This is a genomic window from Edwardsiella piscicida (assembly GCF_021733145.1).
Lineage (GTDB): Bacteria > Pseudomonadota > Gammaproteobacteria > Enterobacterales > Enterobacteriaceae > Edwardsiella > Edwardsiella piscicida.
Genome location: NZ_CP090968.1, coordinates 852,618 through 875,812, shown reverse-complemented (window position 1 = coordinate 875,812; position 23,195 = coordinate 852,618). Strand labels below are relative to the sequence as shown.

The following is a 23,195-nucleotide window of genomic DNA, read 5'->3' as shown; positions in this document are numbered from 1 at the left end:
CCTCATCGCACCGAGCGTGTTCACGCCTAGCGCATCACGCCAATACTCAGTAGAACAGGCCGATCAGCGCCGTATGGAAGATAAAGCCCGCAATCAGCGGCACCGAGGTACGCCGCACCACCTCAAAGGGCGAGAGCTTGGCGCCGCTGGAGACGGCGATCACCACCCCGGAGACCGGCGACAGCGCGCGCCCCATATGGGAGGCCTGCTGCATCGGCAGGATCATCGCCACCGCGTTGGCGCCCATACTGCTGGCGATCTGCGGGATCAGCTCCACAAAAGCCAGGAAAGGCGCATTGCCCGATCCCATGATAATCGCGGCGGCGAAGGTCACCAGCGCAAAGACAATGGCCATGGCGAAGGGGGGCAGCCCGACGTGTTCGGCCAGCAGGATCACCTGATCGATGGCGCCGATCACCTTGATGCCGTGCGCAAAGACCCCGGCGGCCACCAGCAGCCCGACCACGCCGGCAAACGCCTGCCCCATCCCTTTCAGAAAGTGGCTAAACCCATCGCACACCGACTTGAAGTCGCGCAGGCGCAGCAGTTCGATCAGCATGCAGATCGCCATGGCGATCATCACGATGGTGACGATATTCAGGTTGATACCGCTGACAAACAGCTTGGAGGAGCCGACCGCCATCAGAATCGGCAGCATCGGCAGCAGCGCGTAAAAGGCGGGCGAGCGGGCGGGCGTGTCCTCCTGCTGCCGTACCGCCGCCTGCGGCAGCGTACCGGCGCGCCGATCGCAGTGACGCTGCCAGAAGACATGGCAAATGCCCACCACCAGCACCGTCGCCAGCGCCGCGGGCCCTTGGTGGTACAGCACATACTCCACCACATCCATCTCAACGGCCTTGGCGCCGCGGATGGCGTCGATCGCCGTCGGGGTATAGGCTACCCCGAGCGACGTCGCGATCACCCCCGCCGCCGACGCGGCGGACAGCCCGAGCCCCAGCATGATGGGAAACATGGTGCCCATCAGCAATACCGCCAGGCCGGTGGCCGACGGAATCGCCAGCTGCAGCAGACTGGCCAGCAGGTAAGAGAAGAACAGCAGGGTATAGGGCGACTGCAGGCGACGCAGCGGGCGGGTCACCACCCGTACCACCGCCTCGTTGGCGCCGATGTGATCCATATAGTGGGCAAAGCCCATCAGCGCCATGATCATCAGCCCCAGATCCGCCGCCCGGGTGCTGAACAGATCGCGCATCACCTCAAAGGGGTCGAGCGCCGCGATCCCGGTCGTGGCCACCCCTTTGGGCAACACGCTGCCCCAGCCCGCCAGCTGGGTACAGAACATCAGCAGCAGGCCGGCCACCAGCAGCACCGGCTCCGCCTTATAGCCGCGCAGGATCAGGCGGGCTACCGCCACGATCACCAGCAGCGCGATAATCACCTGGATCATGCTGTCTCCTCTGCGCTGAAGTGGGCGTGGGTCTCAACGATCGCCGCCACCACCACCTCGCTGGCCGCCCGCAGGGATTTCACCGGCAGATACTCATAGATGGAGTGAAAGTTATGCGCGCCGGTAAACAGGTTGGGACAGGGCAACCCCTTCTGCGACAGCACCGCGCCGTCATAGCCGCCGCGCATCGGCACCGGGCGCGGGGTAATACCGCAGCGCCGGTAGGCGCGCAGGGCGATCTCCACCGGGAAGCTCGCGGCGCCCTGCAGGCTGTTAGCCACGTTGGCATAGCGGTCAGCGAGGTGGGCCACTACGCTCCCCTCGCCCCACAGCGCCTCGCAGCTCTGCGCCAGCTGGCGGATAAATGCCATGCGCTGGCGATAGCCTGCTTCGGTAAAATCGCGGATATCCAGCTTGAGCACGGTACGCGCGCTGTTGCCCGACAGCTGCTTCACCCAGTAGTAACCCTCGCGCCCTTCGGTGTACTCCGGCGCCTCGCCCGGCGGCAGCATGGCGATGAACTTGTGGGCCATCAGCAGCGAGTTCTTCAGCTTGCCCTTGGCCGACATCGGGTGCGCCGAGGCGCCGGTAAAGATCACTTCGACATCGCCGGCGTTCCAGTTTTCACACACCAGCTCACCGATGCCGCAGCAGTCCAGGGTATAGGCGAAGTCGGCGCCGAAGGACTCGGTATCAAATGCCTTGGCGCCGCGCAGCCCCTGCTCTTCGTCCGGGACAAAGCCCACCTTGACCGGGCCGTGGGCAATCTGCGGGTTGGCCTGCAGGTGCTGCAGGGCGTTCATGATGGCGGCGATGGCTGCTTTGTCGTCCGCCCCCAGCAGGCTGGTGCCGTCGGTCACGATCAGATCATCGCCAACGTAGTCGGCCAGCTCGGGAAACGCGCTCTGGCGCAGAAAGATCTGCCGCTCGGCGTTCAGGCACAGATCGCCGCCGTGGTAAGGCAGCACCTGGGCGTGGGTATCGGCGCTCTGCTCGGCGCTGGTGTCCAGATGGGCAAAAAAGGCAACCGTCGGCAGCGGGCGATCGCAGTTAGCCGGTAGCGTCGCGGTGACGATGGCATTCTCCCTGACCTGCACCTCCTGCAGGCCGAGCGCGCGCAGCTCCTCTCCCAGCCGCTGCGCCAGCACCCGCTGGCCCGGCGACGACGGCATGATGCCCTGGGCCCCTTTTTCACGATCGGTGGTGGTATTAATTTGGGTGTAACTAATAAAACGGTCAATAATATCCATTACTTAGATTCCTTTAGGGTCAACCGCCGGAATTATAAAAGCAAAGGTGTCATAAAAGTTTGAAGCGCCCGCAAGAACGGTGATAAAGCCACGTCCGGCTCAAAGAATATCCAGCGACAGCTGCTTCTGCTGCCCGGGGTCGGGCAGCATCACATGCAGCCCCACCAAGCGCACGCCGCGTCCGGCGCGACGCAAATCCCACGCCTGCCGCGCCACCGCCAGCAGGTCGTCCCGATCCAGATAGGGGTAAACGTGCTCCTGCGTAGTCAGCTGAAAGTCGGCAAACTTGAGCTTTACCCCCTGGCGGGCAATGCGCAGATCCGGCTGAACCCGGGCCAGACGCCGCTCCAGCTCGGGATACAGCTGTTCGATCAGCTGACGACATGCCGCCCAATCGTCGATGTCCTGCGCCAGCGTCTTCTCCACGCCAACCGATTTGCGCTGCCGAGTGGGATTGATCTCACGCTCATCGCGCCCCAGGCTGCGCTCCCACAGCACGCGGCCAAACTTGCCGAAGCGGCGCAGCAGCGTGGCCAGATCGTAGGCGCGCACGTCGGCGCAGGTATGCAGCCCCAGCTCGGCCAAGCGCGCGGCGGTCACCTTTCCCACGCCGGGGATCTTCGCCAGCGGCAGAGCCAGAACAAAGGCATCGACCTGCTCCGGCGGGATCACATATTGGCCGTTGGGTTTGTTGATGTCAGAGGCGATTTTCGCCAGAAACTTCAGCGGAGCGACGCCGGCCGAGGCCGTTAGCCGCAGCTCGGCGGCGATATCGGCGCGGATCTGCCGGGCTATCAGCGTGGCCGAACCGTGGTGCAGCGGGCAGTCGCTGACGTCCAGATAGGCCTCATCCAGCGACAGCGGCTCGACCAGCGGGGTGTAACGGTGAAAGATGCGTTGGATCTCGGCAGAAACGCCCTTATACACCGCCATCCGCCCCGGACGCAGCGTCAGATGGGGACACAGCTTCAGGGCCTGCGCCGTCGGCATGGCGCTGCGGACACCGTAGCGCCGCGCCGCATAGTTGGCAGTGCTGATCACCCCGCGCCGCTCGCCGCTGCCGCCGATGGCCAGCGGCACCTCGCGCAGCCCCGGAAAATCCCGCATCTCGACCGCCGCAAAAAAACAGTCCATATCGATGTGAATGATCTTACGCATCAGCCTGCCCACGCCTCCATTATACTGTATGAGTATACAGCACAATTAGGGCGATTCAACCGCCGCGCTATCGCGACGGCGACGTCGGACAGAGTCCGCCGGGAAAACCGTTCCCGTCCGTTCGTAAATAATGACGCCGTTAAACTCTACGCACGTTTTAATTACAGCGGGGTGATATTCAGCGCGCGTAAAATACCCTCTGCGCAATTATCATTCATAATAATCAAAAACAACCATTGCATAATGTTTCATATGTCACCCACTCTGTTTCATTCGAAATTAGCAATCAAAAGCATTTAAATATTCAGGCACAGGATTTGCATGGTCATGATATTGCGCCACAATTGGGATGACCATCACGCAATAGTACACTTACGGCATAGCTCCATTTGTATTATGAAAGGATTAGCTCGCTTTACGTCGCAATCGGCTTTTTGTCGTGTTTACACTCTTTATTTCATGATGACTGCATATGCGGTGCTAGAATTAAAAACGTTAGCTGAGCAAGCACGACTTATTTTAACCGGCGCGTTCAGCACATTACTACATGCTGTTTTAATACAGCCGATATTTTTGTTTCCAGAAAACAGAGTTAATACATGCAATATAGAGTTTACTGACATTTCCATAGTCGTTTTCCTTTTCGCTGTGATGCCATGCCACAGGAAAATGGGTCTGCGGCTTATCACTGACGTGATAGAGACCATATCAAGGACATTAAAAATGAAAACGTGTAACTGTAATAATGACAAACAGTGGACAAAATACCGCGAAGAGATGCGTTCTGCATTTCCGTCTGCATTCAGTGACGATCATGATCCTTTAACCAAATCGATAGCCAAAGCCATTGAACAGCTGAATAAGCTACGTCCTGCCGACGGCGGCCCCGCCTATTTGGGACAGAATCCGGCTTTGACTATCGATTTCGATAAAGTCAAAGACATTGAAATGGCCGATAAAATGAGCAGCAGCGACCAGGTCATTGCTGAGACCAGTGCTCTGTTTGAAGGGCTGCCTAACTGGGGCCACCCGCTGACCATGTGTAACGTGATCCCGCAGGCGAATACCGCCTCGATTATCGCGGCCGTGATGTCAGAAATTTTCTCTCCGAACATTTTGGAAGGTGAATACTCCTGGAACGTTCACCGCGCCGAGTTGGAAAGCGCCGGGATGCTGGCCAACATGGTCGGCTGGGACGCCAAACACGCCGGCTGCCTGTACACCTACGGCGGCTCAGGCTGCTGGACTTACCATGTTAAGTATGCGCTGACCCGCGTATTGCCGAACTCCCGCCACAGCGGCGTTCGTACCGATGCCAAGGTGCTGTGCTCTCAGCAGGCGCACTACACGATGCTGAACAGCACCGACTGGATGGGCCTAGGGATGGACAACATCATCCGCATCAAGACCGATCCTGACACCAACGCGATGGATCTGAACGACCTGGAGGCGGTGCTGAAATCGCTGCAGGCCAAGAAAATCCCGGTAGCCTCCGTGGTATGTACCATGGGGACCACCGACGCCAACGCCTTTGACCCGGTGGGCGGAGTACGTAAGCTGCTGGATCAATATCCTAACGCCGCCCCCTACGGCAAGGCCCTGCTGTACTGCGACGCCGTTACCAGCTGGTCATGGCTGGCCTTTAAGAAATATGATTTTGCCAAGAACCCGCTGCAGTTCACCGAAGAGCTGCTGCCGTTCATCGAGGCCAACTGCCGCGCGCTGCAGGAGATGAAATACGCTGACGCCATCGGCTTTGACTTCCATAAAGCCGGCTTTACCCCCTACGCCAGCAGCTGCTTCACCTACCGCAACGCGGAAGAGTTTGAAAGCATCCTGAAACGTCCGGGCTCCGCCTATCTGCAGCCGCGCTCCCCGTACAACCCGCTGGACTACACGCTGGAGGTCTCCCGTGCGGCGACCGGCGCGCTGGCGGGCTGGGCTACGATGAAATACTTTGGCTATGAGGGCTTCCAAGCCATCATGGGCGGGATTCTGGAGAACCAGTATTACCTGCGTAACCTGCTGCATGAAAATGCCGCGACCGTCTGCGTCAACCCCGATGACTACAGCTTGGTAACGCTGTTCCGTATTTATCCGGAAGGTGTTATGGCGCATCAACAATATCAGCATGAGCTGAGTGACCCGGCCTATAAATCTCAGCTGATCGCCAATAACAAATTGACCATGGACGTCGGTAATAAACTTTACGAGTGGTTCCGCAGCGGTAAGAAAATCAACGGACAATATACTCCGTATATGAGCTTCAGCACCGGCTTCCGCGTAACTGAATATAACCGCGACGCGCACGACCCGGATGCAACCGTATTTGCTCTGAAAGTGTATCCGATGAATGTTCATTTAACTCATGAAATTATGCAGCACGTTGTAGACTGCGTCACTGCCGCACGTAATGAGGTGCTTGGCATTAAATAATGCCACGCGGCTGTCCCGTGACGGGGCATCACATCGATGCGCATACCCCGCTGCGGGACACCGCCATCAATATATGCACAGGCCGGGTTATCCCGGCCTATATGCCTCTTTATTTTCGCCTAGCTGACCCATGAAACACGCATAAATCAGGTTTTATCAAGGAGCATTTATGGCCTCCACATCGGACTCCACGACGCAAGGGAAACCTTCCGCCAAGCTCAGCATTGTGACGCTGGCAATAATGAATATCACCACGGTGGTCAGTTTACGTGGTCTGCCATCCGAAGCTGAGTATGGTATTACATCGGCCTTCTATTATCTTTTTGCCGCCGTTTTCTTTTTAATTCCCGTTTCACTGGTTGCCGCCGAGCTGGCGACCGGCTGGCCGCAGAAAGGCGGCGTCTTCCGCTGGATCGGTGAAGCCTTTGGCCACCGCTGGGGGTTTGTCGCTATCTATCTACAGTGGGTAGCGACCACCATTTGGTTTCCTACGGTACTGATCTTCGCCGCCGTGTCGCTGGCCTTTATCGGGCCGCACCCCGACGCCGACTCCCACCTGGCCGCCAACCGGCTGTATACCGTGGTGATCCTGCTGCTGGTCTACTGGCTGGCCACCCTGGTCGCCCTGCGCGGGATTAAATCCTCCGCCAAGCTGGCGACGCTGGGCGGACTTATCGGGACCATCATCCCGGCCATCATCCTGATGGTGCTGACGCTGGTGTACGTCCTCAGCGGTAATCCGGTGCACTTTGTGGCGCGCGCCGCCGACTTCTTCCCCGATCTGACCAACCTGAACAATCTGGTGCTGGCCTCCAGTATCTTCCTGTTCTTCGGCGGGATGGAGATCAACGCCGTCCACGTGGTCGAAGTGGACAACCCGTCGCACAACTATCCGCTGGCCATCATCAGCGCCGCGGTCGCCACCGTCGTTATCTTTGTCTTCGGCACCCTGTGTATCGCCACCCTGATCCCCAAGCAGCAAATCAACCTGGTGCAGAGCCTGCTCATCGCCTATAACGCGCTGTTCGACCACTTTGGTCTGCACTGGCTGGGCGAGGTTCTGGCCGCCATGCTGGCGTTCGGGGTGCTGGGGCAAATTACCGCCATCGTCGCGGGCCCGTCCACCGGTCTGCTGCAGGTCGGCCGCTCCGGCTATCTGCCGCCCTTTTTACAGAAGACCAACCGCCACGGCGTGCAGCAGCACATTCTGATCTTCCAGGGCATCGTGGTCAGCATCATCTCCGTTCTGCTGGTGGTGCTGCCCTCCGTGCAGTCCGCCTATCAGATCCTGGGACAGCTGGCGACCATTCTCTATCTGCTGATGTACATCATGATGTTCGCCGCCGCGATTTACCTGCGCTATAAAGAGCCCAATACGCCGCGTCCGTATCGGGTTCCCGGCGGCGCGGTGGGGATGTGGATCATCGCGGGCGCCGGCTTTATCGGCTCTCTGGTGGCTTTCGTCCTCAGCTTCATTCCCCCCTCCCAGATCCCGGTCGGTAATCCGGGCAGCTATATCCTGATCCTGATGATCGGATCGGTCTGCTTCTTCGTTATTCCGCTGATTGTCTACGCCTGCCGCAAGCCCTCTTGGCAACCGGCCAACGCCGATCGGCAGTAACCGCCACACCCGGGCCGCCTCGTGCGGCCCTTTACGCGTGAGTGCCTTATCATGAATTCGCAATCGAGCAGCAAGCCTGCGCTGGCGGCGGTGAGCCTAGGGGCTGGCACCTTCGCCATGATGAACATTACCACCGTGGTCAGCCTGCGCGGACTGGCGGCAGAGGCCGAGTACGGGCTGGCCGCCGTCTTTCTCTATCTGTTTGCCGCCCTGTGCTTCCTGGTGCCGGTCTCCCTGTGCGCCGCCGAGCTGGCCACCGGCTGGCCACAGAAAGGCGGGGTTTTTCGCTGGATAGGCCAGGCCTTTGGCGATCGCTATGGCCTGCTGGCCATCTTTCTACAGTGGCTGGCAACCACCATCTGCTTTCCCACCATGCTGATCTTTACCGCCGTCGCGCTGGCCTACGCGCTGCCCTTCCCCGGCGCCGACGCCCATCTGGCCTCCAACGCATTCTATACGCTGGCCATCGTGCTGGTCGTCTATTGGCTGGCGACCTGGATTAACCTGCACGGCGTCCGCTCGGCGTCACGCATCAGCGCCATCGCCGGGATGATCGGGACCCTGATCCCGGCGGCGATCCTGATCGGCTGCGGCATACTCTACATCGCCCGCGGTAATCCGGTGCACTTTACCCTGGGATGGGACGCGCTGTTCCCCAACATTACCCATCTGCATAACCTGGTGCTGGCCGCCAGCGTCTTTCTGTTTTACTCCGGGATGGAGATCAACGCCGTCCACGTCCGCGAGCTGAACAACGCATCGCGTAACTATCCGCTGGCTATCGGGATCAGTGCGCTGCTGACCGTGGTGGTACTGGTACTGGGTACGCTGACCATCAGCGCACTGATCCCCGCCGATCGGATCAATCTGGTGCAGAGCCTGCTGGTAGCCTATGACCTGCTGTTTAGCGCGCTCGGTGTCCCCTGGCTCGGCCACGTGGTCGCGCTGATGGTCGCCGTCGGGGTGCTGGGGCAGGTCACGGTGATCGTCGCCGGGCCATCGCGTGGCCTGTTCGAGGTGGGGCGAGAGGGGTATCTGCCGTCGCTGCTGCAGCAGAGCAACCGCCGCGGCGTACAGCGCAATATCCTGCTGCTGCAGGGCGCTATCGTTACCCTGATGGCGATCATGCTGGTCTGCCTGCCGTCTGTGCAGGCGGCGTTTCAAATCCTGGGCCAGCTGGCCGCTATTCTCTATCTGCTGATGTATATCCTGATGTTTGCGGCGGTGATCTCCCTGCGCTATACCCAGCCCAATACGCCGCGCCCCTACCGGATCCCCGGCGGTAACGCAGGGGTTTGGCTGGTGGCCGGCGTCGGGCTGGTCGCCGCCCTGCTGGCCTTTGTGCTGAGCTTTATCCCGCCGGATCAGATCCCGGTCGGCTCACCGGCGCGCTACGTCCTGCTGCTGCTGGTCGGCACCGCCGCCTTTGTGGCGCTGCCCCTGCTGCTGCACGCCTACGCTCAGCGCGGCGCGGCGCACCACGGCCAGCCCCATGCCGGCGTCTAGGCGGACAGCGCGCGCGACGGGGGGAGCCGCGCCGCGGCGTCGGCTCCCGTGGATATGACGCCGTGGCTAGGGTTTACTCGGCGCCCGATAGGCGTCAAAGGCCGCCGAGGCGCGCTCCTCAAAGCCGTGTTCACCCTTGACGATCATATAGATGGGAATATTCATCTGATTGGCCAGCGCCATGGCACGCTCCGGTCCCATGACAAACAGCCCGGTGGACAGGCCATCGGCGGTCATACAGGTCGGCGCCAGCACGGTGATCGAGGCCAGACGGTGCGTGACCGGACGTCCGGTATTGGGGTCAATCTCGTGGGAAAAGCGCTGGCCATCCTGCTCAAAATAGTTGCGGTAGTCACCGGAGGTCGCGATCGCCATCTGCCCCGGTTGGATGATCGTCTGCACCCGCTGCTGGGCATCGATCGAGGGTTTTTCGATGGCGATACGCCACGGCACGCCCTCTCCGTTATGCCCTTGGGTACGCACCTCACCGCCGATATCGACCATATAGTTCTCAATATGCAACGACTGCAGATATTCGGCGACGACGTCTACCCCATACCCCTTGGCGATCGCCGACAGATCAACGTACAGCTGGGGAATGTCCTTCACCAGAGCGTTGCCCTGCAGCGACAGGTGCTGAATGCCGACCCAGGCGCGACGCTGCGCTATCTGCGCCGCCGCAGGCTCACGATCCGGGCGCCCCTCCGGGCCGAATCCCCACAGATTGACCAGCGGCCCCACGGTGACATCCAGCGCGCCGTCCGTCAGCTTGTTGATACGCAGCGCCTCTTTCACCACCCGCGCCGTGTCCGCCGACACCGGGAACGGCACGTCCACCGTCCGGCTCTGGTTAAAGCGGCTCAGCTCCGAGCCGGGGCGATAGGTGGACATCTGATCGTTGACCCGCTCCAGGCGACGGTCGATCTCCGCCTGAACCACCGTCGGCGCCGGAGCGCCGTCCACGCCGACATATTTAACCGCATAGTAGGTGCCCATGGTTTTCCCGGCGAGATCCACCTGGGTCGGGCCGCAGCCGCTCAGCAGCAGCGCCGCCGTCAGCAGCGCGAGAAAGCGGGCCATCAGCCCGCGTCCGGTTGATTGATGTTTCATCATGCCTATTGCCTGTCTTACGGGGTGCGCTACGCGGCGCACCGTTTATCAATTTATCAATGGCGCACATTATGGGGACAAGGCCCCGTCGGCGTCCAATCCTGTAAAATAGATATAATCAGCGGGCGGAATTCACACCTCTGGTTATAAAAAAAGGGCGTGAGACGCCGCCGCATCGCTTTCCTCATCGTGAACAAAAAAAACGCTCACGATGCCCTTCGGCTCTGGATTACACTGTGCCCACTTTGGGGAGCGTCAATCGACCTTATCCTAAAAATTCTTGGTATTACTCTCTTTGACAGGGTCTTAAATGGGTAAGATAGTTGCCATGCTGGCGATATGCCTAGCATTGCCGCTGGCGGCGTGCAAATCGTCCGCCAGTGAGTCCGGTACTGCGCCGCGCAGCGGCGTCAATAGTCTGCTGGGATCGCAGGTCTATATTCAAATCTTCAAGGAAGAGCGTCAGCTGGAGCTGTATGCCAAAGTACAGGACAAATACCAGCTGGTAAAAAGCTTCCCGATCTGTAAGTTTTCCGGCGGTCTGGGCCCCAAGCGCACCGAAGGGGACTTTAAGAGCCCGGAGGGCTTCTACCAAATCGACGCCCGTCATCTGAAGCCCGATAGCCGCTATTATCAGGCCATCAACATCGGCTATCCGAACAGCTTCGATCAGTCCCACGGCTATTCCGGTAAATACCTGATGATCCACGGTGACTGCGTGTCGGTCGGCTGCTATGCCATGACCAACGACGGCATCTCGGAAATTTACCGCTATGTGCAGAGCGCATTCCGCCGCGGCCAGACGCTGGTCAATATCAATATCTATCCGTTCCGGATGACCGACAAGAACATGCAGCGCCACCGTAACTCCAGCTACATCGGCTTCTGGCGCCAGCTGCAGCCGGGCTATCAGTACTTTGCCCAGCACGCGCTGCCGCCGCAGGTCAACGTGCAGGATGGCCGCTACGTGGTCAACGGCCCGCTGCCGGGCAGCGATGCGCCGTCACGCCTGGCGTTCACCCAGGCAGAATAGGACATACTCCCCCGGCGCGATGCGCTGCCAGGACTCATCGCAGGTCAGCGGCTGGGTCGCAATCACCGAAACGACGTCGTTCGGCGTCGTTTCGGCCTGAAAATCGATCGCCACATCCTCATCCACCAGCGTCGCCTTGCCAAACGGCGCGCGCCGGGTGATCCAGTGCAGATGGGTGCTGCAGTAGGCCATCACATAGCGGCCGTCCGACAGCAGCATGTTGAACACCCCACGCTCGCGCAGCGCATCAGCGCAGTCGGCGATAAAGCGGAACAATTCCGCGGCACTCTCGGGCTCCGTCGGATAGCGCTCCTGCAATCGATGCAGCAGCCAGCAAAAGGCGTATTCGCTATCGGTCTGCCCTACCGGGCAATACCTCCCCGTCGGCAGCGACAGATAGCCCTCAAGCTGTCCGTTATGGGCGAAGGTCCAGTTACGCCCCCACAGCTCGCGGGTAAACGGGTGGGTATTCTCTAACGAGACGGCCCCCCGGTTAGCCTGACGCACATGGGAGACGACGGCGCAGGATTTGATCGGGTACTCGCGCACCAGGCGGGCTATCGGTGAGCTGTGGCTGGGCTGCGGATCTTTAAAGGTCCGACAGCCTTTCCCCTCGTAAAAGGTGATCCCCCAGCCATCCTTGTGTGGACCGGTACGGCCACCGCGCAGCGCCAGCGCGGTAAAGCTAAAGCAGATATCCGTCGGCACGTTGGCGCTCATGCCCAGCAGTTCACACATTCCCGCTCCTTATCGCGGGACAGGCGCCGCCTGCCCCATCGCCGTCAGGCTGACGCCATCTCTTTTTCGATCAATTGGATCATAATATGGATCGCCTTGATGTGGATCTCCTGGATACGATCGGCGTAGCCGAAGTGCGGCACCCGGATCTCCACGTCGGCGCTGCCGGCCATCTTGCCGCCGTCTTTCCCGGTCAGGGTGATCACCTGCATCCCCTTGGCGCGCGCGGCCTCGATGGCCTTGATGATGTTGCCGGAGTTGCCCGACGTCGAGATCCCCAGCAGCACGTCCCCTTCACGCCCAACGGCCTCGACGTAGCGCGAAAAGACATAGTCATAGCCGAAGTCGTTGCTGACACAGGAGAGATGGCTGGGATCGGAGATGGCGATCGCCGGATACCCGGGGCGATTCTCCCGATAGCGCCCGGTCAGCTCCTCGGCAAAGTGCATCGCATCGCAGTGGGAGCCGCCGTTGCCGCAGGAGAGTACCTTACCGCCAGCCTTAAAAGAGGCAGCCAGCAGCTGCGCTGCCCGCTGGATGGCCAGGATGTTGGCCTCGTCGGCCAGGAAATTATTCAGTGTCTGCGCCGCTTCGTTCAGCTCGCTACGAATCAGATCTTGATACATGGGCACGCCTCGTCAATGAGTTCAATACGGATACCCCTGCAGTGTAACGGATTGACCAGGCGACGAGAAGCAAGGCGGGCGCGCTTTCCCGCCGCGGCGCTATTTTCTTTTTCGAACGAAAAATGATTATATTCGAACAAAATACCGCCCCGCGGGGAGCGGGGCGGCGAGAAAGGAGACGGTCGACGGCGCCGCAGAAGGCGACGCCGCTAGCGGAGGGCGCCGCAGCGCCCCGGGGGTCAGATAGCCTCTTCGTCCTGCTCGCCGGTGCGGATACGAACGACCCGCGCCACGTCGTAGACAAAAATCTTGCCGTCGCCGATCTTGCCGGTCTGCGCCGTTTGCATGATGGTCTCAACGCAGGTATCGACGATATCGTCGGCCACCACGATCTCCAGCTTCACCTTGGGCAGGAAATCCACCATATACTCTGCGCCGCGGTACAGCTCGGTGTGTCCCTTCTGGCGGCCAAACCCTTTGACTTCGGTTACCGTCATCCCGGTAATGCCGACTTCGGCCAGCGCTTCACGCACGTCATCCAGCTTGAACGGCTTAATAATCGCATCAATTTTTTTCATCACTGCTCCTCAGTCACCAGTTTTTGCGGCCAAAGCCGGAGGTAATCGGATAACGGCGATCTTTGCCAAAGTTACGCGCCGTAATGCGCGGCCCCACGGCGGCCTGGCGGCGCTTGTATTCGTTGATATCCACCAGACGAATCACCTTACGCACCACCGCCTCATCGAAGCCGTCGGCCACCAGCTGCGCCACCGACTTGTCCTGTTCGACGTAGCCCTGCAGGATAGCATCCAGAATATCATAGGGCGGCAGGCTATCCTGATCGACCTGATCCGGCGCCAGCTCGGCGGAGGGCGGCCTGTCGATGACCCGCTGCGGGATGGCCGGCGAGAGGGTATTGCGGTAGCGCGCCAGCTGGAACACCAGCGTCTTCGGCACATCTTTCAGCACGTCAAAGCCGCCGGCCATATCGCCGTACAGCGTGGCATAGCCGACCGCCATCTCACTCTTGTTGCCGGTGGTCAGCACCAGACGACGGCGCTTGTTCGACAGCGCCATCAGCACCACGCCGCGGCAGCGCGCCTGGAGGTTCTCCTCCGTCGTATCGCGCTCGGTACCGGCGAACATCGGCGCCAGCTGCCCCATAAAGGCATCGAACATCGGCTCGATGGAGAGGATATCAAACTCGACCCCCATCGCCAGCGCCTGCGCTTGGGCATCGGCAACGCTGATGTCGGCCGTGTAGCGAAACGGCATCATCACCGCCTGCACCTGCGCCTTGCCCAGCGCATCCACCGCGATAGCCAGCGTCAGCGCGGAGTCGATCCCGCCTGACAGCCCCAGCACCGCGCCCTGGAAACCGTTCTTACCAACGTAGTCACGCACCGCCAGCACCAGCGCCTGGTAGATCTGCGCCAGCGGCGGCAGCTCCGCCGCCGGCGAGGCCATCGGCAGCAGGCGTCCATCGTCCAGGCGAACCTGGGTCACCTGCTCGTCGAAGGCGGCCAGACGGTGCGTCAGCGCGCCGCGGGCGTCAAAGGCCTTGGAGCAGCCGTCGAACACCAGCTCATCCTGCCCGCCTACCTGATTGAGGTACAGCAGCGGCAGGCCGGTACGACGGCAGTGATCCGCCAGCAGGGTATTGCGTATATAAGGCTTTTCGCGGTTATAAGGCGAGGCGTTAATGGTCAGCAGCACTTCGGCCCCGGCGGCGGCCAGCGCATCGACCGGCGCATCGAACCACACGTCCTCACAGATCAGCAGCCCCAGGCGGTAGCCCTTCAGGGTGACGGTGCACGGGGTATCCCCGGCGCTAAAGTAGCGTTTCTCATCGAACACGCCGTAGTTGGGCAGACACTGCTTGTAGTAGCGGGCCAGCAGGCGTCCTTCGGCAAACACCGACAGGGCGTTATACAGGCACTCGCCGTCGCGCCACGGGTGGCCCACGATCACGGCGATCTCGGCGGAGGCCTGCTGCAGGCGCGCGAGCTGACGCTGACAGCGCTGATGAAAATCATCGCGATACAGCAGATCCTCCGGCGGGTAGCCGCAGAGCGCCAGCTCAGAGAACATCACGACGTCGGCGCCCGCCTGCTGCTGCTGCGCCAGGGGGGCCAGCATACGCTCGGCGTTGCCTTCGATGTCACCGACCAGCAGATTCAGCTGGGCCAGTGCGATGGAGAGGGTTCGACTCATAAATACTCACTGTCCGATATGCCGCAGGGCGCCGCACGCGGCATACCGCAGCCTGACTGATAAAAATCCGCAGGGAGTGTAAATCATTCCGGCGACTTTGTTTAGCGGCAGCGGCGGGCGATCCCCGCCGCGTGAGAGATAATTAGGCGATTACTCTTTGAAATCATTAGGATCTAGCTCATGACGCGACAGCAGCTTATAAAACTCGGTGCGGTTGCGCCCGGCCATGCGCGCCGCATGGGTCACGTTTCCTTTGGTGATCTGCAGCAGCTTACGCAGGTAGTGCAGCTCAAAGTGGTGGCGCGCCTCGACAAAGGTCGGCAGCGCCGTATTTTCGCCCTGTAGCGCCTGCTCCACCAGCGCCTCGCCGATCACCGGCGCCGTCGTCAGCGCCACACACTGCTCGATGACATTGACCAACTGACGCACGTTGCCCGGCCAGCTGGCGCTCATCAGCGCCTTCATCGCGCCGCTGGAGAAGCTGCGCACCAGCGGCTTATGGCGCTCGGCGGCCTGACGCAGCAGGTGGGCCGCCAGCAGCGGAATATCCTCCGGGCGCTGGTTCAGCGCCGGCAGGCGCAGGGAGACCACGTTGAGGCGATAGAACAGATCCTCGCGAAACTCCCCTAGCTCCATCGCCTTGGGCAGGTTGCGGTGGGTGGCGGAGATGATGCGCACGTCGATATCGAGGTCGCGGTTGCTGCCCAGCGGACGTACCTTACGCTCCTGCAGCACCCGCAGCAGCTTCACCTGCAGCGTCAGGGGCATATCGCCGATCTCATCCAGAAACAGCGTGCCGCCGGCGGCGGCCTGAAACAGCCCTTCACGGCTGCTGACGGCGCCGGTAAAGGCGCCCTTGGCATGGCCAAACAGCTCTGACTCCAGCAGCTGCTCCGGCAGCGCGCCGCAGTTGATGGCGATAAAGGCCTTTCCGGCGCGCGGACTGGCGCGGTGGATCGCCCGCGCCAGCAGCTCTTTGCCGGTCCCGCTCTGGCCGTTGATCAGGACGCTGACGTCCGATTGGGCCACCATGCGCGCCTGCTCCAGCAGACGCAGCATCAGCGGGCTGCGGGTCACAAATGCCTGACGCCATGCGTCATCGCCCCCCTGCGGCATCGACTGCGCCAGCGCATCGTCGATGGCGCGGTACAGGGCGTCGCGATCGACCGGCTTGGTCAAGAAGCTGAAGACCCCCTGCTGGGTGGCCGCCACGGCGTCCGGTATCGAGCCGTGGGCGGTCAGAATGATCACCGGTAGCCCCGGCTGACGTCGCTGAATTTCGCTGAACAGCGCCAGGCCATCCATCTCGTCCATGCGCAGATCGCTGATCACCAAATCGATGGGATCGCGGGCCAACAGACGCAGCGCCTCTTGGCCGCTGGCGGCGGTCGTTACCCGAAACCCCTCGCTGCTCAGGCGCATGCCCAGCAGCTTCAGCAGGCTGGGATCATCATCGACCAGCAGCAGGCTGGCAGAATGGGCGGATGTCATCCGTTAGGGCTCCTTGCTCGTGTCGCCACCGGCCGACGCCGGGAGGCTTCCCTTCGCCTCCGGGACCATCTGCTTGCGCGATGACAGCTGGCGTTCAATATCGGTTAGGTTTTCCAGCTTACGCTGCGTCTCATCCAGACGCGCCTGCAGCAGCTGGCGCTCATCGCGCAGGCTCTCCAGCTGCGTCTCGCTGGCGGAGAGCAGCCGCTGATAGCGGGCCCGCTCCTCCTGCAGGGCGATCGCCTGTGCCTGCTGGGCGCGCCACAGCTGCACCAGCGGCTGCAGCGCCGGTGGGATCTGGCCGTCTAGACTCGCCAGACGATCGAGGATCTGGCGCCGCTCGGCCACGCTGGGGTCGGCGCGTCCCACCAGTAGGCTCTGCTTCAGGGCCGCCTGCCAGCTTTCCCCGCCCAGTCGATGCGCCTGCGCCCGCGCCTGAGTTCGGTTCAGGCGCTCTGCGCAGGTCATGGCGCGCAGCCAGTACAGGCCGTTCCCCATCGCCTGAGCGGACTGCTCCTGCCACAGCGTGTCGCAGGCGGCGTGCTGGTAGTCGCGCATCACCGGCGTACCGGCGCAGGTTCGCACCTCGGCGGGCTCCACGGCGCGATCGCCGCCGCGGCTACAGCCGCCGAGCAGCAGCAGCGCCATCAGCCACAGGAGCACAGGCTGTCGCCGCCGCAGACGGCCGCAGTTCGAGGGAGACGGAAGGGGTAAGAACCACATACTCATGCTTGGTGTTATCTCGCTATCGGGAGTTCAATGCGGAAGCAGACGTCGGCATCGGCGTCGGCGACCAGGCGCAGATCGCCGTGCATCCGGCGCAGCGAATCGCGGGCGATGCTCAGGCCGAGGCCGCTGCCCTTGACGGCGCCTTTGCGCTGATGACTCCCCTGAAAAAAAGGCTCAAAAATCATCGCGTGCTCGTTGGCCGGGATCGGAGCACCGCTGTTGGCGACCTCGATCACCAAACGCTCCCCTTCCCTGCGAGTGCGCAGCCAAATGGTACCGGATTCCGCGCCATAGTGCACCGCATTGGAATAGAGATTCTCCAGCACCCGCTCCAGCAGCACCGGCTGCGCGCGGCAGTGGGTCTCATCCAGCGCGTAGCGCGTCTGGATATTCTTGGCCCGCGCCGGCAGGCGATGGGCGGCGACCACCCGCTCCAGCAGCGCGGCCAGATCCAGCTGGGCGGACTCCGGCGGCGCATCGGCCAGGCGGCGGTTATAGTCCAGCAGCTGTTCGATCAGCACCTGCAGGCGGCGGCTGCTGTCATCCAGAATCGCCACCACCTCGCGCTGATCCGCGCTCAGCGGTCCGGCGACCCCGTCCGCCAGCAGTTCGGTGCCCTCTCGCAGGCTGGCCAGCGGGGTCTTTAGCTCATGGGAGAGGTGGCGCAAAAACTCATGGCGCTGGGACTCCAGCCAGGCCAGCCGATCGCTGAGCCACAGAATGCGCTGCGCCAGCGTACGAATTTCACGCGGCCCGCGAAAGGGGGGACACGCCTGCAGGCTCAGCCCCTCCCCCAGGCGCCGGATCATGCGCTCTACCCCCTTCACCGGGCCGATGATCATGCGAGTAAACAGCGCCACCAGCAGCACGCTGACCAGAAACAGCACCAGCGCCTGCCAGCCAAAGTAGCGGCCGCGCTCGGCGATCGCCTGCTGCAGCTGCTGGCCTCGGCCAAACAGCACGTTACGGGTCGCCTGCACCATCGCGCCGTTGGCGCGGGAAAACTGGGCCAGCTGGCCGTCGGCGATCGCCAGCGGCATGCTGTTCTCACAGCGCGGCGCGGCCAGCTGCCGCAGCAGGCTATCCAGCTGCGCGTAGTCGCTGCCGCCGGGCAGCAGCGCGGCGTGGCGCTCCAGCAGCTGACGGTACTGGGCGTGCTGACGCTGATACAGCGCCGCCAGCGTCTCATCCCCCAGCACGCAGTACTGACGATAGCTACGCTCCATCTCCAGCGCCAGCGCGGCCATCGCCTCGCTGCGGCGGGCGTCGCTCAGGGTGGTATGGTTGATATCCGCCGCCTGGGCGCTCAGGTGATTCAGACTCTGGTAGGCCTGGTAGGCCAGCACCAGCAGGGGCAGCAGCACCAGCAGAAAGGCCAACAGCACCAGCTGGCGCAGCGAACGGGGAAACAGGGGCCACGGCATGACGGCATCACTCCCAAAGGTCAAAGGGGGTCGCCACAGGCTAACCGAACGGCCATAACGGGAAAAGCCCGGCGGCGGGAACCGGCGGGCCTGATGGCGTGCCGACGGGACAGCGGCCCCGTCGCGCGGCCTGCGCCTTATCGGCACAGGGCAGAATAGGTGGCGCCTCACTCAACGTGTCGTCCTGTGCCTGATAAAGCGCCGAAGCGACTGTTATCGATATTTCCGGACGGTAGGCACCGTGCTAATGGCGTCATTCAATGTTTTATGGAGCCGGCCATAACTGGCGCTGACATAAAGGGCCGAATGAGCAACCACTAATATGGTTACATAACTCACTCAAAATAAAAAGTGGTCACGATTAATATTTTGTAATATTAGGAGCAATCCCAGCGCCGCGCCAACCGCAGCGCCGCGTTTTTTCCGCGCGCGGCAAACGGCAGAAAAAAAGCGGCCCGAAGGCCGCTCGCTATCCCCCGGGCGACTCAGCCCAGCGCGCGCCGCGCATTGCGGAACATGCGCAGCCACGGGCCATCCTCGCCCCACTCGGCGGGGTGCCAGGAGTTGCTCACCGTGCGGAATACCCGCTCCGGGTGCGGCATCATCACCGTCGCCCGCCCGCTCTGCGTGGTCAGGGCGGTGATCCCGTTGGGGGAGCCGTTCGGGTTGGCCGGGTAGCGTTCGGTAACCTGCGCAAAATTGTCGACATAGCGCAGCGCGACCAGATTCTGCTGCTCCAGCGCCGTCAGGTGAGCCTCATCGCGCACCTCGACCCGTCCCTCGCCGTGGGAGACGGCGATCGGTAGGCGCGACCCGGCCATCCCCTGCAGGAACAGCGACGGGCTGTCGCTGACCTCGACCAGGCTGAAGCGGGCCTCAAAGCGCTCGGACTCGTTGCGGACAAAGCGCGGCCACAGCTCGGCCCCCGGGATCAGCGAACGCAGGTTAGACATCATCTGGCAGCCGTTACACACCCCCAGCGCCAGCGTATCCGGACGCAGGAAGAAGGCGCTGAACTGGTCGCGAGCGCGGGCGTTGAACAGAATCGACTTGGCCCAGCCCTCTCCGGCGCCCAGCACATCCCCGTAGGAGAACCCGCCGCAGGCCACCAGCCCCTGGAATGTCGCTAGCGTCGTCCGCCCGGACAGGATGTCGCTCATGTGCACATCCTGCGCCTCAAACCCGGCGCGATGGAACGCGGCGGCCATCTCGACGTGTGAGTTCACCCCCTGCTCTCGCAGCACCGCCAGGCGCGGACGTGCGCCGCGGGCGATGAAGGGCGCCGCGATATCCTCCTGCGGATCGAAGCTCAGGGTCACGTTAAGGCCGGGATCCTCCTCCACCAGCTTGGCCTGATGCTCCTGATCGGCGCAGAGGGGGTTATCGCGCAGGCGCTGCATCTGCCAGGTGGTTTCTGCCCACCAGGCGCGCAGCGTAGAGCGCGGCTCGTCATACACCGTCTGTCCACCACGCTGGATCCGCAGGCGGTCACCCGGCAGCGCCCGACCGATCTCGTGGCTGACCGCCGCCAGGCCGTGCTCCGCCAGCAGCGCCTGCGCCGCCGCCAGATCGCGGCGCGCCACCTGGATCACCGCCCCCAGTTCCTCGCTGAACAGCGCCGCCATCGCATCGTCGCCCAGCGCGGCGATATCGATATCCAGCGCACAGTGGCCGGCAAAGGCCATCTCGGCCAGGGTGACCAGCAGTCCGCCGTCGCCGCGATCGTGGTAGGCCAGCAGCAGCCCCTGCGCCACCAGCGCCTGCATCGCGCTAAAAAAGCCCGCCAGCTGCGCTGCATCGCGTACGTCGGCGGGCGTATCCCCCAGCTGGCGATACACCTGCGCCAGCGCGCTGCCCCCCAGCGCGTTGCGACCGGCGCCCAGATCGATCAGCAGCAGCGCGTTATCCTGCGCGGGCTGCAGCTGCGGCGTTACCGTACGCCGCACATCCTCTACCCGGGCGAACGCGGTGATCACCAGCGACAGCGGCGCAGTCATCTCCCGCGTCTCGCCCTCCTGCTGCCAACGTGTCTTCATGGACATGGAGTCCTTGCCGACCGGAATAGTCAGCCCCAGCGCCGGACACAGATCCTCACCTATCGCCTTCACCGCCTGATACAGGCCGGCGTCCTCGCCGGGATGCCCCGCCGCCGCCATCCAGTTGGCGGAGAGCTTGATCCGCTTAATATCGCCGATGTAGCAGGCCGCCAGGTTGGTCAGCGCCTCTCCCACCGCCAGGCGGGCCGAGGCGGCGAAGTCCAGCAGCGCCACCGGGGCGCGTTCCCCCAGCGACATCGCCTCGCCGTAGTAGCTGTCCAGACTGGCGCTGGTCACGGCGCAGTCGGCCACCGGAACCTGCCACGGGCCCACCATCTGGTCGCGGGCGACCATGCCGGTCACGCTGCGATCGCCGATGGTGATCAGGAAGGTTTTCTCCGCCACCGCCGGCAGGTGCATCACCCGGCGCACCGCCTCGGCCAGCACGATGCCGTCGCGATCCAGGGCGTGCCCCGTGGCCCGCAGGGTTTCCACCGTGCGCGTCATCTTCGGCGTTTTCCCCAGCAGCACGTCGAGAGGCATGTCGATGGGGCGATTGTCAAAGTGGCGATCGCTCAGGGTCAACTCTCGCGCCTCCGTCGCCTCGCCGATCACCGCATAGGGGGCACGCTCACGCTCGCAGATGGCGGCAAAGCGCGCCAGATCCTGCGGCGCCACCGCCAGGACATAGCGCTCCTGCGATTCGTTGCACCACAGCGCCAGCGGGCTCATGCCCGCCTCGTCATTGGGAATGTCGCGCAGCTCAAAGCGGCCGCCGCGGCCGCCGTCGCTCACCAGCTCCGGCATGGCGTTGGAGAGGCCGCCGGCGCCCACATCGTGGATAAAGCGGATCGGGTTGGCATCGCCCAGCTGCCAGCAGCGGTCGATGACCTCTTGGCAGCGGCGCTCCATCTCCGGGTTATCGCGCTGTACCGAGGCGAAGTCGAGATCGGCATCGGACTGACCGGAGGTCATCGACGAGGCGGCGCCGCCCCCCAGGCCGATATTCATCGCCGGACCGCCCAGCACGATCAGGCAGTCGCCGGCGGCGATATCCCCCTTCTGCACGTGCTCGGCGCGAATGTTGCCGAGGCCGCCCGCCAGCATGATCGGCTTGTGGTAGCCGCGCAGCTCCGCGCCGTTATGGCTGTCGACCCGCTCCTCATAGGTGCGGAAGTAACCCAGCAGCGCCGGGCGCCCAAACTCGTTGTTAAACGCCGCGCCGCCCAGCGGTCCGTCGGTCATGATATTCAGCGCGCTAACGATGCGCGCCGGACGGCCAAAATCCTGCTCCCAGGGCTGTTCGAATCCCGGGATGCGCAGGTTGGAGACGGAGAAGCCGACCAGCGCCGCCTTTGGCTTGGCGCCGCGCCCCGTCGCCCCCTCGTCGCGGATCTCCCCGCCGGATCCGGTCGCGGCCCCCGGCCAGGGCGAGATCGCCGTCGGGTGGTTGTGAGTCTCCACCTTCATCAGAATGTGCGCCGGCTCCTGATGGAAGTCATAGCAGCCGTTATCGGCGTCGGCAAAGAAGCGCCCCACCGCGGAGCCTTCCATGACCGCCGCGTTGTCCTTATAGGCGGACAGCACATGCTCCGGCGTCTGCTGATAGGTGTTTTTAATCATCTGGAACAGCGATTTATCCTGCGGCTGCCCGTCGATAACCCAGTCGGCGTTAAAAATCTTGTGGCGGCAGTGCTCCGAGTTGGCCTGGGCGAACATATACAGCTCGACGTCGCTCGGGTTGCGCTCCAGGCGGGTAAAGGCGTTTAGCAGGTAGTCCATCTCATCCTGCGCCAGCGCCAGCCCCAGCCGCTGGTTGGCCTCCTCCAGCGCGGCCCGTCCCCCGCCAAGGATATCCACATACTGCACCGGCTGCGGCGTATGCTGCTCAAACAGCTGCTCGGCCTGCTCCAGCGCAGTGAAGACCCGCTCCATCATGCGGTCGTGCAGCCGATCGCACAGCGTCTGCCACTGCGCCTGATCCAGCGCCTCGGCCTCAATGTAGTAAGCCAGACCGCGCTCCAACCGACGGATCTGCGCCAGCCCGCAGTGACGGGCGATATCCGTCGCCTTGGATGACCAGGGGGAGATCGTGCCCGGGCGCGGCGTGACCAGCAGCAGCCGTCCTGACTGCGGGCGGACAGCCTGCGACGGCCCGTAGGTCAGCAGCTGGCGCAGCGTATCGTGCGCCGCCGGATCCAGCGGCGCGCTGACGTCGGCAAAGTGAATGTACTCGGCGTAAATCGCGTCGACGGGCAGGGACGCGTCGCGGCAGGCAGACAGCAGCTGGTTAACACGAAAGGCCGATAAAGCGGGGGAGCCGCGCAGAATTTCCATGATGATTTGATTCTCTCGTCTGCGAGGAAGCTGTTTACAGCCGCCTCAATGGGCGAAACAGGGGGAAACCGGGCGCCA

16 protein-coding genes are annotated in these 23,195 nt (G+C 62.6%); 4 read left to right on the top strand and 12 right to left on the bottom strand.

Translation table 11 applies throughout. The annotated features are described in order from the left end of the window. Nucleotides 1–46: 46 nt before the first annotated feature. The 3 genes from dcuC to dinB form a co-directional block, all read right to left on the bottom strand. A complete protein-coding gene (gene dcuC / locus L1P05_RS03905; RefSeq protein ID WP_012847657.1) occupies nt 47–1,408 on the bottom strand; it encodes a C4-dicarboxylate transporter DcuC in 1,362 nt (453 codons plus the stop codon). After that, nucleotides 1,405–2,658 (bottom strand): peptidase T, encoded by a 1,254-nt coding sequence (pepT, locus tag L1P05_RS03900; RefSeq protein WP_012847656.1) that lies wholly within the window; start codon nt 2,656–2,658, stop codon nt 1,405–1,407. Before pepT ends, dcuC begins: the two co-directional genes overlap by 4 nt. A gap of 99 nt (nt 2,659–2,757) precedes the next feature. Continuing rightward, the gene (dinB, locus tag L1P05_RS03895) at nt 2,758–3,816 is read right to left on the bottom strand and encodes a DNA polymerase IV (protein ID WP_012847655.1); all 1,059 of its coding nucleotides are present in this window, start codon (nt 3,814–3,816) and stop codon (nt 2,758–2,760) included. A gap of 723 nt (nt 3,817–4,539) precedes the next feature. Between dinB and L1P05_RS03890 the strand changes: the two genes are divergently transcribed. The 3 genes from L1P05_RS03890 to L1P05_RS03880 all read left to right on the top strand — a co-directional run bounded on the left by L1P05_RS03890 (nt 4,540) and on the right by L1P05_RS03880 (nt 9,379). Beyond that, nucleotides 4,540–6,252, top strand: coding sequence for a pyridoxal phosphate-dependent decarboxylase family protein (locus L1P05_RS03890; RefSeq protein WP_012847653.1), 1,713 nt, complete (start codon nt 4,540–4,542; stop codon nt 6,250–6,252). A gap of 169 nt (nt 6,253–6,421) precedes the next feature. Continuing rightward, nucleotides 6,422–7,873 (top strand): glutamine/gamma-aminobutyrate antiporter GadC, encoded by a 1,452-nt coding sequence (gene gadC / locus L1P05_RS03885; protein ID WP_012847652.1) that lies wholly within the window; start codon nt 6,422–6,424, stop codon nt 7,871–7,873. A 51-nt stretch (nt 7,874–7,924) separates the two neighbouring features. Continuing rightward, complete coding sequence (locus L1P05_RS03880) at nt 7,925–9,379, top strand: amino acid permease (protein WP_012847651.1); 1,455 nt, start codon at nt 7,925–7,927, stop codon at nt 9,377–9,379. A 66-nt stretch (nt 9,380–9,445) separates the two neighbouring features. Here the strand turns inward: L1P05_RS03880 and L1P05_RS03875 are convergent, their stop codons facing one another. Beyond that, nucleotides 9,446–10,492: an FAD:protein FMN transferase gene (locus L1P05_RS03875; protein ID WP_012847650.1), complete on the bottom strand. Its 1,047-nt coding sequence runs from the start codon at nt 10,490–10,492 to the stop codon at nt 9,446–9,448. 307 nt (nt 10,493–10,799) lie between these two features. Here L1P05_RS03875 and dpaA point away from each other — a divergent pair, with 307 nt between their 5' ends. Beyond that, complete coding sequence (gene dpaA, locus L1P05_RS03870) at nt 10,800–11,522, top strand: peptidoglycan meso-diaminopimelic acid protein amidase (protein WP_012847649.1); 723 nt, start codon at nt 10,800–10,802, stop codon at nt 11,520–11,522. Here the strand turns inward: dpaA and L1P05_RS03865 are convergent. The 8 genes from L1P05_RS03865 to purL form a co-directional block, all read right to left on the bottom strand. Further along, nucleotides 11,493–12,260 carry a class II glutamine amidotransferase gene (locus tag L1P05_RS03865; protein WP_012847648.1) on the bottom strand — a complete coding sequence of 256 codons (768 nt, stop codon included), beginning with the start codon at nt 12,258–12,260 and terminating at the stop codon, nt 11,493–11,495. The two genes, dpaA and L1P05_RS03865, sit on opposite strands and share 30 nt — an antisense overlap. Nucleotides 12,261–12,304: 44 nt before the next feature. Continuing rightward, the gene (gene lpcA / locus L1P05_RS03860) at nt 12,305–12,886 is read right to left on the bottom strand and encodes a D-sedoheptulose 7-phosphate isomerase (protein ID WP_012847647.1); all 582 of its coding nucleotides are present in this window, start codon (nt 12,884–12,886) and stop codon (nt 12,305–12,307) included. A 239-nt stretch (nt 12,887–13,125) separates the two neighbouring features. Then, complete coding sequence (gene glnB / locus L1P05_RS03855) at nt 13,126–13,464, bottom strand: nitrogen regulatory protein P-II (protein WP_005283058.1); 339 nt, start codon at nt 13,462–13,464, stop codon at nt 13,126–13,128. 13 nt (nt 13,465–13,477) lie between these two features. After that, the gene (locus tag L1P05_RS03850; protein WP_012847646.1) at nt 13,478–15,100 is read right to left on the bottom strand and encodes an NAD+ synthase; all 1,623 of its coding nucleotides are present in this window, start codon (nt 15,098–15,100) and stop codon (nt 13,478–13,480) included. Nucleotides 15,101–15,250: 150 nt separating this feature from the next. Further along, complete coding sequence (gene glrR / locus L1P05_RS03845; protein WP_012847645.1) at nt 15,251–16,591, bottom strand: two-component system response regulator GlrR; 1,341 nt, start codon at nt 16,589–16,591, stop codon at nt 15,251–15,253. Between the two features lie 3 nt (nt 16,592–16,594). Beyond that, the gene (gene qseG / locus L1P05_RS03840; RefSeq protein ID WP_012847644.1) at nt 16,595–17,254 is read right to left on the bottom strand and encodes a two-component system QseEF-associated lipoprotein QseG; all 660 of its coding nucleotides are present in this window, start codon (nt 17,252–17,254) and stop codon (nt 16,595–16,597) included. Nucleotides 17,255–17,328: 74 nt separating this feature from the next. Then, the gene (locus L1P05_RS03835; RefSeq protein WP_015461017.1) at nt 17,329–18,744 is read right to left on the bottom strand and encodes a sensor histidine kinase; all 1,416 of its coding nucleotides are present in this window, start codon (nt 18,742–18,744) and stop codon (nt 17,329–17,331) included. 485 nt (nt 18,745–19,229) lie between these two features. Then, nucleotides 19,230–23,120: a phosphoribosylformylglycinamidine synthase gene (gene purL / locus L1P05_RS03830; RefSeq protein WP_109745732.1), complete on the bottom strand. Its 3,891-nt coding sequence runs from the start codon at nt 23,118–23,120 to the stop codon at nt 19,230–19,232. Nucleotides 23,121–23,195 lie beyond the last annotated feature (75 nt).

Excerpts from the sequence above, each read along its gene's own strand:
- dcuC (WP_012847657.1), bottom strand. The coding sequence starts at position 1,408 with ATGATCCAGGTGATTATCGCGCTGCTGGTGATCGTGGCGGTAGCCCGC.
- L1P05_RS03875 (WP_012847650.1), bottom strand. The coding sequence starts at position 10,492 with ATGATGAAACATCAATCAACCGGACGCGGGCTGATGGCCCGCTTTCTC.
- glrR (WP_012847645.1), bottom strand. The coding sequence starts at position 16,591 with ATGACATCCGCCCATTCTGCCAGCCTGCTGCTGGTCGATGATGATCCC.
- L1P05_RS03890 (WP_012847653.1), top strand. The coding sequence starts at position 4,540 with ATGAAAACGTGTAACTGTAATAATGACAAACAGTGGACAAAATACCGC.
- pepT (WP_012847656.1), bottom strand. The coding sequence starts at position 2,658 with ATGGATATTATTGACCGTTTTATTAGTTACACCCAAATTAATACCACC.
- dinB (WP_012847655.1), bottom strand. The coding sequence starts at position 3,816 with ATGCGTAAGATCATTCACATCGATATGGACTGTTTTTTTGCGGCGGTC.
- glnB (WP_005283058.1), bottom strand. The coding sequence starts at position 13,464 with ATGAAAAAAATTGATGCGATTATTAAGCCGTTCAAGCTGGATGACGTG.
- L1P05_RS03850 (WP_012847646.1), bottom strand. The coding sequence starts at position 15,100 with ATGAGTCGAACCCTCTCCATCGCACTGGCCCAGCTGAATCTGCTGGTC.
- dpaA (WP_012847649.1), top strand. The coding sequence starts at position 10,800 with ATGGGTAAGATAGTTGCCATGCTGGCGATATGCCTAGCATTGCCGCTG.
- L1P05_RS03880 (WP_012847651.1), top strand. The coding sequence starts at position 7,925 with ATGAATTCGCAATCGAGCAGCAAGCCTGCGCTGGCGGCGGTGAGCCTA.
- L1P05_RS03835 (WP_015461017.1), bottom strand. The coding sequence starts at position 18,744 with ATGCCGTGGCCCCTGTTTCCCCGTTCGCTGCGCCAGCTGGTGCTGTTG.
- L1P05_RS03865 (WP_012847648.1), bottom strand. The coding sequence starts at position 12,260 with ATGTGTGAACTGCTGGGCATGAGCGCCAACGTGCCGACGGATATCTGC.
- gadC (WP_012847652.1), top strand. The coding sequence starts at position 6,422 with ATGGCCTCCACATCGGACTCCACGACGCAAGGGAAACCTTCCGCCAAG.
- lpcA (WP_012847647.1), bottom strand. The coding sequence starts at position 12,886 with ATGTATCAAGATCTGATTCGTAGCGAGCTGAACGAAGCGGCGCAGACA.